Annotated in this window: 11 protein-coding genes; 5 read left to right on the top strand and 6 right to left on the bottom strand. The window is 38.4% G+C overall.

The genetic code is table 11. From position 1 onward, the window contains the following. Positions 1–12 precede the first annotated feature (12 nt). On the top strand, positions 13–1,086 hold the full coding sequence (gene prfA, locus RUH60_RS07935) for a peptide chain release factor 1 (RefSeq protein ID WP_313807138.1): 1,074 nt from the start codon (positions 13–15) through the stop codon (positions 1,084–1,086). A 46-nt stretch (positions 1,087–1,132) separates the two neighbouring features. Here prfA and RUH60_RS07930 read toward each other — a convergent pair whose 3' ends face one another. From RUH60_RS07930 to RUH60_RS07910, 5 genes are all read right to left on the bottom strand, one after another. Continuing rightward, entirely contained in the window at positions 1,133–1,786 is a 654-nt protein-coding gene (locus RUH60_RS07930; protein ID WP_313807136.1) for a hypothetical protein, read from the bottom strand. Positions 1,787–1,887: 101 nt separating this feature from the next. Next, the gene (locus tag RUH60_RS07925; protein WP_313807134.1) at positions 1,888–2,040 is read right to left on the bottom strand and encodes a lmo0937 family membrane protein; all 153 of its coding nucleotides are present in this window, start codon (positions 2,038–2,040) and stop codon (positions 1,888–1,890) included. A gap of 172 nt (positions 2,041–2,212) precedes the next feature. Next, complete coding sequence (locus tag RUH60_RS07920; RefSeq protein ID WP_313807132.1) at positions 2,213–3,997, bottom strand: CHASE3 domain-containing protein; 1,785 nt, start codon at positions 3,995–3,997, stop codon at positions 2,213–2,215. 7 nt (positions 3,998–4,004) lie between these two features. Further along, positions 4,005–4,451, bottom strand: a complete 447-nt coding sequence (locus RUH60_RS07915; protein WP_313807131.1) for a response regulator — start codon at positions 4,449–4,451, stop codon at positions 4,005–4,007. 6 nt (positions 4,452–4,457) lie between these two features. Beyond that, entirely contained in the window at positions 4,458–5,015 is a 558-nt protein-coding gene (locus RUH60_RS07910) for an AraC family transcriptional regulator (RefSeq protein ID WP_313807129.1), read from the bottom strand. Positions 5,016–5,167: 152 nt separating this feature from the next. Here RUH60_RS07910 and pyrF point away from each other — a divergent pair, with 152 nt between their 5' ends. Further along, positions 5,168–5,986 (top strand): orotidine-5'-phosphate decarboxylase, encoded by an 819-nt coding sequence (pyrF, locus tag RUH60_RS07905; RefSeq protein ID WP_313807127.1) that lies wholly within the window; start codon positions 5,168–5,170, stop codon positions 5,984–5,986. Between the two features lie 13 nt (positions 5,987–5,999). After that, on the top strand, positions 6,000–6,818 hold the full coding sequence (locus RUH60_RS07900; protein ID WP_313807125.1) for a helical backbone metal receptor: 819 nt from the start codon (positions 6,000–6,002) through the stop codon (positions 6,816–6,818). Positions 6,819–6,975: 157 nt separating this feature from the next. Here RUH60_RS07900 and RUH60_RS07895 read toward each other — a convergent pair whose 3' ends face one another. Beyond that, the gene (locus tag RUH60_RS07895) at positions 6,976–7,683 is read right to left on the bottom strand and encodes a DUF4197 domain-containing protein (protein ID WP_313807123.1); all 708 of its coding nucleotides are present in this window, start codon (positions 7,681–7,683) and stop codon (positions 6,976–6,978) included. Positions 7,684–7,884: 201 nt separating this feature from the next. Here RUH60_RS07895 and katG point away from each other — a divergent pair, with 201 nt between their 5' ends. After that, positions 7,885–10,086 (top strand): catalase/peroxidase HPI, encoded by a 2,202-nt coding sequence (katG, locus tag RUH60_RS07890; protein WP_313807122.1) that lies wholly within the window; start codon positions 7,885–7,887, stop codon positions 10,084–10,086. A 117-nt stretch (positions 10,087–10,203) separates the two neighbouring features. Further along, positions 10,204–13,629, top strand: a complete 3,426-nt coding sequence (locus RUH60_RS07885) for a methylmalonyl-CoA mutase family protein (RefSeq protein ID WP_313807120.1) — start codon at positions 10,204–10,206, stop codon at positions 13,627–13,629. The last annotated feature ends 68 nt before the right edge of the window (positions 13,630–13,697 follow it).

The following is a 13,697-nucleotide window of genomic DNA, read 5'->3' as shown; positions in this document are numbered from 1 at the left end:
GAGGAAAATACTATGTTAGAAAGATTGCAATATGTGAAACAGCGTTTCGATGAAGTATCGGATTTGATTATCCAGCCGGATGTGATTGCCGATCAGAAGCGTTATGTTCAGTTGAATAAGGAATATAAAGATTTGAAAGCTTTGGTGGATAAACGTGAGGAATACATCAATCTTGACGGTAATATCAAAGAAGCGAAAGAAATTATTTCTGACGGTTCCGATGCTGAAATGGTGGAAATGGCCAAGATGCAGTTAGACGAAGCTCAGGAACGTTTGCCGCAATTGGAAGAAGAAATCAAATTTTTATTGATTCCTAAAGATCCGGAAGATGCGAAAAACGTAATGGTAGAAATTCGTGCCGGAACTGGTGGAGACGAAGCATCCTTATTTGCAGGAGATTTGTACCGTATGTACACTAAATATTGTGAAAACAAAGGTTGGAGAACTTCGGTTATGGATATGAACGAAGGAACTGCCGGAGGTTTCAAAGAGGTGATTTTCGAAGTAACCGGAGAAGATGTTTACGGAACTTTAAAATTCGAAGCGGGTGTTCACCGTGTACAGCGAGTACCAAAAACTGAAACGCAAGGTCGTGTTCACACCTCTGCAGCAACAGTAATGGTTTTGCCGGAAGCGGAAGAGTTTGACGTACAAATTGATATGAACGATGTTCGTATCGACTTGTTCTGTTCGTCAGGTCCTGGTGGTCAATCGGTAAATACTACAAAATCTGCGGTTCGTATGACGCATATTCCAACAGGTTTGGTAGCACAATGTCAGGATGAGAAATCGCAGCATAAGAATAAAGACAAAGCCTTACAGGTATTACGTTCTCGTTTGTACGAAATGGAATTGGCGAAGAAACAGGAGGAAGATGCTAAAAAGCGTAATTCTCAGGTAAGTTCAGGAGACCGCTCGGCAAAAATCCGTACGTACAATTTCCCGCAAGGTCGTGTAACCGATCACCGTATTGGGATGGACGTTTTTGATATGGACGGCGTAATGGCTGGAAACATTCAAAAATTCATCGACGAATTGCAGTTGGTAGCCAATACCGAAAAATTGAAAGAAAGCGAAGTATTCTAATACTAAAAAAGCGAGGTAAAAACCTCGCTTTTTTTATACCGAATAATTATTCTTTGGCGGCTGCGTTTTCTGCTGACTTGGCGGAGATTCGGTTAAGTTTGTACATGGTAGAGAATTTAATTTTTAAACCGGCAATTTTTCGGTTGTCTTCGGCAGATAAACCATTTTTTTCTACTGTATTTTTGTGGGCATCAAGGGCTTCATATAATAATTTGATTTCGTCCCAATCTTCTCGGGAATAAGCATCTTTATTGTTATCGACAGTAGTTACGAAATTATCATACACTTTTAATGCATTGTCTTTATTCACCCAACCGAAATTCATATCATCTCCAATTTCTACATCACCAAATAACGATTTACGTAGTGTTTGCTTCGGATTTTCTGCAGCTTGAGCTTTTTCAACTGTCATTTTAAAGGCTTCAAACTTGTCGGTTGTGGTGTTTATTTTTCCTTCAAATTCTGTTTTATCACTTGTTTCAATTGCTGCTTTTTCGGCTTCTTCTTTTTTATAAAGCGTTGTGGCTTCAATTTCTTCCCAGTTTAATGCTGCTTCTTTGGCGTCAGTCCCTGTAATGGAATCTACATAAGTCGCATAATTGTTTACATTGGTTTCTGCAATTTCTTTCTTTTCGTCTTTACAAGATGTTGTTGTAATAGCCAATGCAGCTACTGCAACGAAATAAAATACTGTTTTCATAGCGATTAAATTTATGATTACTAATAGATTTGTTGCAACTCAAAAACGGTTAGGTTTTAATGAGTTAGGGCTATTTTTGTTGTTGGTTTGAGTACTATTTTCTACAGCTCTTTTCCTTTAATGACTCTCAGTAATACCGCAATAACGGCAATCAATAAAAGTAGGTGAATTAAATTTCCAGCGCTGTAAACAAAAAATCCTAGGGCCCATAATATTACCAATACCACAGCGGCCGTATAAAGTAAGTTTTGCATGATTTTGAAATTAATTATACAATGTCTGATGATTACATTACAAAGTTGCAACACATTACCGGCATTCATGTTATAACATATTTTTGAATTGTTACAGAATTTCCACGATTGGTTTGTTGTGTAAATAAAAAGTCCCGCAAAAGCAGGACTTTGAGATAGATTTTTATATGTTTTAAAGATCTGTTGGCAAATAGAAAGTGAAAACCGAGCCAACATTGGGTTCACCTTTCGCAAAAATAAAACCTTTATGATTGTCGATAATTTTTTTACAGATGGCTAAACCGATACCTGTTCCGTCGTATTCGTTTTTGTTGTGTAAACGGTTGAAAAGTACAAAGATTTTTTCGGCATATTCTTGTTCAAAACCGATGCCGTTGTCTGAAATCGTGAATTTGAAGTAATTATCATTAGTGTCTTTCGGAATCTGTTCTTCAGAAGAAGCCTTAACTTTTGCTACAGAAATGAAAATTTGCGGCGGAATATTTTCCTTCGAATACTTAATCGAATTCCCGATAATATTGGTAAACAATTGTTGAATCTGAAACGGTATAACATTCAATATCGGCAAATGATCGCTGATGATTACGGCTTTCTTTTCGTCAATTTTAGAAGATAATTCTTGTTTGGCGTTTTCCAGTAAAGAGTTTAAATCGGTGGTTTCTAAATCTTTTTCGGCTTTGTTGGATCTTGAAAACTGTAGCAAATCATCAATCAAACTTCGCATGCGGTCGGAAGAAACAATAATGCGTTCCAGATATTCTTTCCCGTTATCCGAAAGATTTGTTTTTTCCTTATCATTTAAACGTGAAATAAAAGTCTGAATTTTTCGAAGCGGTTCCTGCAAATCGTGACTCGCCACATAGTTGAAAGCCATTAGTTCTTTGTTGCTGCGCTCCAGTTCCAGATTGCGTTCTTCAAGATTTTTGGTGATGTCGTATTCTTCCGTAATGTCGCTGGTGGTTCCGATGAGAACATTATTTCCAGATTCTGTAGTCACTAGTTTTCCGATAGATTTAAAATGACGGATTTCACCGGTTTTAGAGACAATTCGATAGTTAAATGGAGGTAAATCATTACTTTCCTGCATTAAATCAATGGCTTTATGCACGTGTTTGGCATCTTCTGGATGAATGAACTGAAGAAAATTATCTAACGTCGGTTCAAAACTTCCTGGTTCACAGCCCAAAAGCCTATAAAAATTATCCGAAAAACGATACGTGTTTTTTTCAATGTTCCATTCCCAACGACCAAAATCGCCCACACTTTCGGCAATATCTCCCGATTCATTAGCAATGGATAATTGGTTGTTGGTTTGCTGTAGTTCCGTTAAATCCCGATTGATACGCACAAAAGCTAAAACCGTTAAAATCAAACCGATTAGAATAACAATATATATGAAAATCGGCGTAATGGAAAAGTTGTTTTTATAGTTTTCCTGACGGATAGACAACAGCTTGGTTTCCAAATCACTCATGTCTGCAATACACTGACGGATGCTGTCCATGGTAGCTTTGCCTCGATGTAAATTCGCCTGAATCTCCGCATATCGGTTCTCTTTAGACAATTGCAATGATTTTTCCATCAGATTTAACCGATTATCAATCAGTTTCTCTAAAAGTTGCAGATTGTCGTTGGGCAATTGTTTGTTATTGGTAAGATGTTCCAAAACGGTAAAAGATGTTCCGATGCGCAATTTGGCAAACGTATACGGCTCCAAAAAAGTAGAATCTTTGGTAATGATATAACCGCGTTGACCCGTTTCGGCATCTTTAATCTGCGACATCAGTTTTTCAAGCTGAAGCGTCATTTCGTAGGCGCGCGAAACTTCATCGGAAGAATCGGATAACTCGCTCAAATGCTTATAAGTAATTCCGGAAATGAAGAAAATAACCGCAATCGAAATGACAAATACGATTTTTAGAAAAAGAGGTGTTTTTATGAATTCGGTGAGCTTCATGGCTGGCTTATAAACGTAAAAGGAAATTGTCTTTGTTCAGTCCGGAAGTATGGTATTGCCAATTGACCGTTACCACTTCAGACAGTACTTTTTTCAGCGTGTTGAAATCGTTGGGTTTTTTGATGTAGATGTTGGCGCCAGAAACAAAAGTTTCTTCAATATCTTCTTCAGACGATGAGGTCGAATAAATCGCAATGGCAATGTCATTAAAGCGCTCGTTCTGTTTGATTTCATGCAAACATTCGATTCCGTTTTTCTTCGGCATATTTAAATCGAGAAAAAGAACGTTGGGTAAAATCGCATCCGAATCGTTTAAATAATTCATCAGTTCCACGCCATCTTTAAACGTATCGACTTTGGTGTTGATTTTCAGTTCACTAAAAGCGTCGGTAAAGAACAAACGGTCGTCCTGATCGTCATCTGCTAAAATGATATAAATGTATTCTTTGTTCATTTTTGATTATTTGTTGTTGGCAATTTCTCTTCGTTTGGCAATAATGCGCTGAAAAGCCGAAGGCGTGATTCCCGTTGTATTTTTAAACTGCGTACTCAAATGCGCAACACTTGAATAATTGAGCTGATAAGCGATTTCCGTCAGCGTTAGTTTGTTGTTCACAATCAATTGTTTGGCGTATTCGATTTTCTGCATGATGATGAAATTTTCAATCGAAGTATACGTTACTTCCGAAAACAAATTCGACAGATAGCCATAGCTGTGATCCAGTTTTTCAGACAAATAAACCGAACTTTTTACACTCGGCGCATTTTCCTGAAAGACCATTTCGATGATAGCATCTTTAATTTTTTGCACCAAAATACTTTTCTGATTTTCAATCACTTCAACGCCGTAATTGTTTAGAAGTTCTGTGATTTCTTCTAGTTTTTCGGATGAAATGTGTTCCAGAAATTCCACTTCGCCAAAACTGATGATGTTGAATTTAACGTCGAATTCCTGTAGTTTTTCTTCTAGAAATTTTTTGGTTAACGTATTGAAATCGAATTTTAAAAAGGCTTTCATAAATCAAATTAGTCTTGAAAATGGTGTAAAATTAGCATCGCTACTAAATTAATACACTCTTAAACGCTCAAGTTACATAAAAAAAAGAGAATGTTATATAATTTTGAGATTTCCCGTTTAACCTTTGTAACTTTGCCGCACAAAACACAACTATGACTACTTTACAATTAATTGAACAAATTCAGACTAAAAAATCGTTTTTATGTATTGGTTTGGATGTTGATTTGACGAAAATCCCACAGCATTTACTACAAACTGAAGATCCAATTTTCGAATTCAATAAAGCCATTATTGATGCCACGCACGATTTATGTGTTTCCTATAAACCAAACACCGCTTTTTATGAAGCTTACGGTTTGAAAGGCTGGATGTCACTACAAAAAACTATCAATTACATCAATGAAAAATATCCTGAAATTTTTACTATAGCTGACGCAAAACGTGGTGATATCGGCAACACTTCTTCGATGTATGCGAAAGCTTTTTTTGAAGATTTGAATTTCGATTCGGTTACCGTTGCGCCTTATATGGGTAAAGATTCTGTAGAACCGTTTTTGGCTTTTGAAAACAAGCACACGATAATGTTAGCCTTAACTTCCAACGAAGGAGCTTTCGATTTTCAGACTAAAAATGTGGAAGGAAGAGAATTGTACAAAACTGTTATCGAAACCTCAAAAAGCTGGAAAAATTCTGAAAATTTAATGTATGTAGTCGGTGCAACCAAAGCCGAATATTTTACGGAAATCCGAAAAATTGTTCCGGATAGTTTTCTGTTAGTTCCCGGCGTTGGCGCGCAAGGCGGAAGTTTGTCCGAAGTTTGTAAATACGGAATGAGTTCAAATGTTGGTTTGTTGATTAATTCATCTCGAGGAATCATTTACGCTTCCAATGGAACTGATTTTGCTGAAAAAGCTAGAATTGAAGCTTTGAAACTGCAACAGGAAATGGAAGTAATTCTTTCCAATCAATAATTATTTTAGAAAAGTGGCCTTTATTTTAACCGACCAATTAGGAACCCAACACAGTTTTGATACGACGCCAAAGCGAATTGTATCGTTAGTGCCTTCTCAAACCGAATTGTTATACGATTTAGGCTTGGAAGATTCCATTGTTGGAATTACCAAATTCTGCGTGCATCCGTTCCATTTTAAAGCAACGAAAACCATTGTTGGCGGAACCAAGCAGGTTAAAATCGATAAAATTAAAGCGCTTCAGCCGGATATTATCATTGCTAATAAAGAAGAAAATACGCTTGAAATCGTCGAATCTCTGAAAGATATTTGTCCGGTTTGGGTTACCAATATCATTACGATTGAAGACAATATCCAAATGATTGAAGATTTTGGACAGCTTTTTAATAAGCGGACGAGCGCTCAAAAATGGATTGATAAAACCCGATTTGCCTTAACGGATTTTCAAGAATTCATCAAAGATAAAGAAACCAAGAAAGTGGCTTATTTCATATGGGCAAATCCATATATGGTGGTTGGTGGCGATAATTTCATCAATGAATTATTGAAACTGAATAAGTTTGAAAACATCTACGACAATCATCCGAAATACGAAGGGCGTTATCCCGAAATCGTAATTCAGAAAATGCGCATTCAGGGTGATCCGGATATCGTTTTTCTATCCTCCGAACCTTTTCCGTTTAAAGACGAACACGCTTTCGAATTAGGCCGACACACACATCATGCGACAACAGTTTTTGTAGACGGAGAAATGTTTTCCTGGTACGGAAGCAGGCTGGTAAAGGCCTTTGAGTATTTCAAGCAACTTAGAGAAAGATTGCCCGACAGATAAAGCATAAAAAAAACCACGCCTTATACAAAGCGTGGCATTTTTTTAACTAACCCTAACCAAATGAGAAACTATTTATTGATACAAATTTCCGATAAATTTTTCAGACATAATGTTAAGGAATTGTTATATGTATCTTATTGAAAACTAAAAAGTTAGTTTACTTCGTGTCTTGCAGCGAAAACACACGCTTTAAAAGGTCAGAAGTTCTGGAAGCCAAATTGTTTCGGATATCTTTTTCTTCCACTGCAATCATTTTGAAAACACCTTCCATCGCTTTATTGGTTGTATAATCGGTTAAATCAGGATTTACTTTTTTAACCAAAGGAATACTGTTGTATTTAGTGATGATTTGCGTCCATACTTTATCCGCACCAACTTTTGCATACGAATTTTTAATCACCGGATTAAATTTAGCATACAAAGCAGTCGAGGTTGAATTCTGAAGATAGGTTGTTGCCGAACGATCATCACCCATCAAAATATTTTTCGCGTCATTGAAGCTCATGCCTTTCACAGCATCTACGAAAATTGGAGTAGCTTCTTTTACGGCGTCTTCTGCAGCGCGGTTCATTACTTTTAAACCTTCATCGGCTAATTTACTCATACCGATATCGCGTAAGGTTTTGTCAACTTTTTTAAGTTCTTCCGGAAGGAGAATTTTCACCATTTCATTTTTGTAAAATCCATCAACATTAGTCAGTTTTACAACTTGTTTGTCAATACCGTTGTTCAAGGCTTCTTTAAGTCCCGATGCAATTTCAGTTTGGGATAAAACACTAGTTTGCGGTAATTGCTGCATTACCAGTTGCATTTCTGCACATCCCAATAATGGAAAAAAAGCGAATAGTATAAAAATCTTCTTCATATATAAATTATTTGTTTTTCAAAGATAGGCAAACATAATGCCAAAATTATTCAAATAGGTTTTAGTTATTGAAAAATAAAAACAATCAATTTGATTTATAATATTTACCTTTCCGGATTGCGTAAATTTGGGTAACTTTAAGGAATGTAACGAATTGATAAATAACACAATACTAACTATTATATCTAAAATCAAAGGATTATGGAAAACAACACATCAGGCGGAAAATGCCCTTTTTCTGGAGCTTCAAGTAACAAAAGTGTAGCCGGCAGCGGAACCCGAAACCAAGATTGGTGGCCCAACCAGTTAAAATTAAATGTTTTAAGGCAGAATTCTTCTTTATCTAATCCGATGGGTGAGAAATTCAATTATGTTGAAGCATTTAAAACTCTTGATTTACAGGCAGTAAAGAAAGATTTAACTGCGTTAATGACAGATTCTCAAGAGTGGTGGCCGGCCGATTTCGGACATTACGGTCCTTTTTTCATCCGAATGGCTTGGCACAGCGCCGGAACCTATAGAACCGGAGATGGTCGCGGAGGAGCCGGAGCCGGACAGTTGCGTTTCGCTCCGTTGAACAGTTGGCCTGATAATGCGAATTTGGATAAGGCTCGTCGTTTGTTATGGCCGATAAAACAAAAATACGGACAAAAAATTTCCTGGGCAGATTTGATGATTTTAACCGGAAATGTGGCTTTAGAATCGATGGGTTTCAAAACATTCGGGTTTGCGGGTGGTCGTGAAGACGTTTGGGAACCGGAAGAAGATGTGTATTGGGGTGCAGAATCCACTTGGCTGGATGATAAACGTTATTCCGGAGACCGCGATTTGGAAAATCCTTTGGCAGCCGTACAAATGGGATTGATTTACGTGAATCCGGAAGGTCCAAACGGTAATCCAGATCCAATAGCGGCTGCAAGAGATATCCGCGAAACTTTTGCCCGTATGGCGATGAACGACGAAGAAACCGTAGCGTTAATTGCCGGCGGACATACTTTCGGAAAAACCCACGGTGCTGGCGATACTGCTTTGGTAGGAAAAGAACCCGAAGCTGCTGATATTGAACTCCAAGGATTGGGATGGATTAGTTCATTCGGTTCCGGAAAAGGTGCTGATGCAATCACCGGAGGCCCTGAAGTAATCTGGACGCAAAAACCAACACAGTGGACGAATTTATTCTTTGAAAATCTTTTTGGATACGAATGGGAATTAACCAAAAGCCCTGCTGGAGCCAAACAATGGACTGCTAAAAACGGAGCCGGAGCTGCAACTTTTCCCGATGCTTACGATTCATCGAAAAAACATGCGCCAACGATGTTAACTACGGATTTGTCATTGCGCTTCGACCCAATCTACGAGAAAATTTCAAGACGATTTTTAGAAAATCCCGATCAATTTGCGGATGCTTTTGCCAGAGCATGGTTTAAATTGACGCATAGAGATATGGGGCCGCTTTCAAGATATTTAGGAAGTGAAGTTCCGAAGGAAGTATTGATTTGGCAAGATGAAATTCCGGCTGTAAATCATGAATTGGTAAATGATTCGGATGTGGTCGCATTAAAAGCTAAAATTCAACAATCTGGATTATCTGTTGGAGAATTGGTTTCAACGGCTTGGGCTTCGGCATCTACATTCAGAGGTTCCGACAAACGCGGTGGAGCTAACGGAGCACGTATTCGCTTGGCGCCACAAAAATTCTGGTCAGTAAATAATCCAACGCAACTTTCAAAAGTATTGGATAAATTAGAAACTATTCAACAGGAGTTCAATGCTCAAAGCGGAAACAAAAAAATATCATTAGCCGATTTAATCGTTTTGGCGGGAAATGTTGGTGTGGAACAAGCTGCTAAAAATGCGGGAAGTAATGTGAATGTTGCTTTTTCGCCTGGAAGAATGGATGCTTCGCAAGAACAAACTGATGTCGACTCCTTCGCAGTTTTAGAACCTTTTGCTGATGGTTTTAGGAATTATTTAAGAGCAAAATCCAACATTCCAACCGAAGCTTTGTTGGTGGATAAAGCGCAACTTTTGACGCTAACAGCTCCTGAAATGACTGTGTTGTTAGGAGGACTGCGCATGTTGAATACCAACGCTGACGGTTCAAAACACGGAGTATTTACGAACCAGCAAGATACTTTGTCAAATGATTTCTTCGTGCATTTGCTTGATATGAATACAACTTGGAAAGCAACTGATGAACACAGAGAAGTTTTTGAAGGCAGAAACCGGGACAACAACAGTTTAACCTGGACAGCAACACGAGCGGATTTGATTTTCGGTTCGAACTCAGAATTAAGAGCGATTGCTGAAGTTTACGCTAGTTCCGATGCCAAAGATAAGTTTGTAGCAGATTTCGTTTCGGCCTGGACTAAAGTGATGAACTTAGATCGTTTCGATTTGTAAAATACAATAAAATACAGTTTTGAAAAGCTTCCAATTCGGGAGCTTTTTTTGTGTTTGATATATTTTCATAAAAGGCAAGAAATCATTACCTTGCAGCCTCAAAATTTAGTACCCAAAATGGAACAACAACAACCTTATCAACCTAAGAATAAAGTTAGAATTGTAACTGCCGCTTCGTTATTTGATGGACACGATGCCGCTATCAACATCATGCGTCGAATCATTCAGGCGACCGGTGTTGAGGTAATTCACTTAGGACATGACAGAAGTGTGGAAGAAGTAGTGAATACTGCTATTCAGGAAGATGCTAATGCAATTGCAATGACTTCATATCAAGGAGGTCACAACGAATATTTCAAATATATGTACGACTTGCTGAAGGAAAAAGGAGCAGGTCATATCAAAATCTTCGGTGGTGGAGGTGGAGTAATTTTACCTTCTGAAATTTCCGAATTGCACGAATACGGTATCGAACGAATTTATTCTCCGGATGACGGTCGTGAGTTAGGTTTGCAAGGCATGATTAACGATTTGGTTATGCGTGCCGATTATCCTGTTGGAGATAAATTAAATGGTGAAGTAAATCATTTAGAAGATAAAAATCCAACGGCAATTGCTCGCGTGATTTCTTCGGCAGAAAACTTTCCTGATGTTGCAAAATCGGCTTTAGAGAAAATTGCTAAAATTAATCAAGACAGTAAAACTCCGGTTCTTGGAATTACGGGAACAGGTGGAGCTGGTAAATCTTCTTTAGTAGATGAATTGGTTCGTCGTTTCTTAATCGATTTTCCTGAAAAAACGATCGGATTAATTTCTGTCGATCCTTCAAAACGTAAAACGGGAGGAGCTTTGTTAGGAGATAGAATCCGTATGAATGCGATTAATAATCCTCGTGTTTATATGCGTTCATTGGCGACTCGTCAGTCGAATTTAGCGTTGTCAAAATACGTTCAGGAAGCGATTGAAGTACTGAAAGCAGCAAAATATGATTTAATTGTCTTGGAAACTTCAGGTATCGGACAATCGGATACGGAAATTTTAGAGCATTCGGATGTTTCTTTATACGTAATGACTCCTGAATTTGGAGCTGCGACTCAGTTAGAGAAAATCGACATGTTAGACTTCGCGGATTTGGTAGCCTTAAATAAATTCGACAAACGAGGTGCTTTGGATGCTATTCGCGATGTAAAAAAACAATACCAGCGTAACCATCATTTGTGGGATGTTGATCCGGAAAAAATGCCGGTTTTCGGAACGATTGCTTCACAGTTTAACGATCCTGGGATGAATACGCTTTACAAATCCATCATGGATAAAATTGTAGAGAAAACGGGAATCGATTTGCATTCGAACTTCCAGATTACACGTGAGATGAGCGAGAAAATCTTCGTGATTCCGCCACACAGAACGCGTTATTTATCTGAAATCTCAGAAAACAACAGAAAATACGACGAGACGGCACTATCACAAGTAGACGTAGCTCAGAAATTATACGGAATCTTCAAAACCATGGAAACGGTTTCAGGAAGAGTGCCGCAAATTGACAAATCAGGAATTGTAGAAGATTCATTGAATCATTCGCCTGAGAAAAAAGAATTCTTGTCTTTATTGTTGAAAGAATTCGACCGTGTAAAAATGAACCTTGATCCTTACAACTGGGAAATCATTTTGAACTGGGACGAAAAAGTAAACAAATACAAAAATCCGGTGTACAGTTTCATGGTGCGTGACAAGGAAATCAAAATCCAAACGCATACTGAATCGTTATCGCACACGCAAATCCCTAAAGTAGCCTTGCCAAAATATGAAGCTTGGGGTGATATCCTAAAATGGAACTTACAGGAAAACGTACCGGGAGAATTCCCGTTCGCATCAGGATTGTATCCATTCAAACGTGAAGGGGAAGATCCAACGCGGATGTTTGCGGGTGAAGGTGGTCCGGAAAGAACTAACCGTCGTTTTCACTACGTTTCTTTGGGAATGCCAGCGAAGCGTTTATCGACAGCTTTCGACTCAGTTACTTTATACGGAAATGACCCAGATCACAGACCAGATATCTACGGAAAAATTGGTAACGCTGGAGTTTCCATCTGTTGTTTGGACGATGCTAAAAAATTATATTCCGGTTTCGATTTGAGCCACCCGGCTACTTCGGTTTCCATGACTATTAATGGTCCGGCTCCGATGTTGCTTGGATTCTTTATGAATGCGGCTATCGATCAGAATTGTGAAAAATACATCAAAGAGAATGGTTTAGAGGATGAAGTTGAAGCAAAAATCAATGCAATCTACATGGCTAAAGGAACCGAAAGACCTCGTTACAACGGTGATTTACCACAAGGAAACGACGGTTTAGGGTTGATGCTTTTAGGAGTAACCGGAGATCAGGTTTTACCGGCTGATGTGTATGCAGATATTAAAGTAAAAACATTAGCTCAGGTTCGTGGAACGGTTCAGGCGGATATTTTAAAAGAAGATCAGGCGCAAAACACTTGTATTTTCTCAACGGAATTTGCACTTCGTTTGATGGGTGACGTTCAGGAATATTTCATCCAAAAGAATGTGCGTAACTTCTATTCGGTTTCGATTTCAGGTTATCACATTGCAGAAGCTGGAGCCAATCCAATCACGCAGTTGGCGTTTACTTTGGCAAATGGTTTCACTTACGTGGAATACTATTTAAGCCGTGGAATGAACATCAACGATTTTGGTCCGAACTTATCGTTTTTCTTCTCGAACGGTATCGATCCGGAATACGCGGTAATTGGTCGTGTAGCGCGTAAGATTTGGGCAAAAGCCTTGAAGAACAAATACGGAGCGAACGAAAGAGCGCAGATGTTGAAATACCACATTCAAACTTCAGGACGTTCGTTACACGCACAGGAAATCGACTTTAATGACATCCGTACGACTTTACAAGCATTATATGCGATTTACGACAACTGTAACTCGTTGCATACCAATGCTTATGACGAAGCGATTACGACTCCAACGGAAGAATCAGTACGTCGTGCGATGGCAATTCAGCTAATCATCAATAAAGAATTAGGATTGGCGAAAAACGAAAACCCGATTCAAGGCTCGTTCATCATCGAAGAATTAACGGATTTAGTAGAAGAAGCAGTTTTAGCAGAATTCGACCGAATCACGGAAAGAGGAGGAGTACTTGGAGCAATGGAAACCATGTACCAGCGTTCTAAAATTCAGGAAGAATCATTGTATTATGAAACGTTGAAACATACCGGAGAATTTCCAATCATCGGAGTAAATACGTTCTTGAGTTCAAAAGGTTCGCCAACAGTAGTTCCTGCTGAGGTTATCCGTGCGACTGAAGAAGAAAAACAATTCCAGATTGCAACGCTAGAAAGCTTGCATACAGCTCAGGCTGATAAAGTAAAAGAGCAATTGGAGATTATTCAGGATGCAGCGATTCAGAATCAGAATATTTTTGAGAAATTGATGGATGCTACTAAATATTGTTCGCTAGGACAAATTACTTCAGCTTTATTTGAAGTGGGTGGTCAGTACCGAAGAAATATGTAATCACATACAGATATATTTAAAGAAAAGGTCTCGAAATTGAGGCCTTTTTTTTTATGGTTGATTTTTTT

Source organism: Flavobacterium sp., from assembly GCF_032153895.1.
Taxonomy (GTDB): Bacteria; Bacteroidota; Bacteroidia; order Flavobacteriales; family Flavobacteriaceae; genus Flavobacterium.
The sequence above is the reverse complement of the archived record's forward strand: the minus strand, read 5'-3'. Positions and strand labels throughout refer to the sequence as shown.

Coding starts and splice junctions, on each gene's coding strand:
- prfA (WP_313807138.1), top strand. CDS start 13: ATGTTAGAAAGATTGCAATATGTGAAACAGCGTTTCGATGAAGTATCG.
- RUH60_RS07930 (WP_313807136.1), bottom strand. CDS start 1,786: ATGAAAACAGTATTTTATTTCGTTGCAGTAGCTGCATTGGCTATTACA.
- RUH60_RS07925 (WP_313807134.1), bottom strand. CDS start 2,040: ATGCAAAACTTACTTTATACGGCCGCTGTGGTATTGGTAATATTATGG.
- RUH60_RS07920 (WP_313807132.1), bottom strand. CDS start 3,997: ATGAAGCTCACCGAATTCATAAAAACACCTCTTTTTCTAAAAATCGTA.
- RUH60_RS07915 (WP_313807131.1), bottom strand. CDS start 4,451: ATGAACAAAGAATACATTTATATCATTTTAGCAGATGACGATCAGGAC.
- RUH60_RS07910 (WP_313807129.1), bottom strand. CDS start 5,015: ATGAAAGCCTTTTTAAAATTCGATTTCAATACGTTAACCAAAAAATTT.
- pyrF (WP_313807127.1), top strand. CDS start 5,168: ATGACTACTTTACAATTAATTGAACAAATTCAGACTAAAAAATCGTTT.
- RUH60_RS07895 (WP_313807123.1), bottom strand. CDS start 7,683: ATGAAGAAGATTTTTATACTATTCGCTTTTTTTCCATTATTGGGATGT.
- katG (WP_313807122.1), top strand. CDS start 7,885: ATGGAAAACAACACATCAGGCGGAAAATGCCCTTTTTCTGGAGCTTCA.
- RUH60_RS07885 (WP_313807120.1), top strand. CDS start 10,204: ATGGAACAACAACAACCTTATCAACCTAAGAATAAAGTTAGAATTGTA.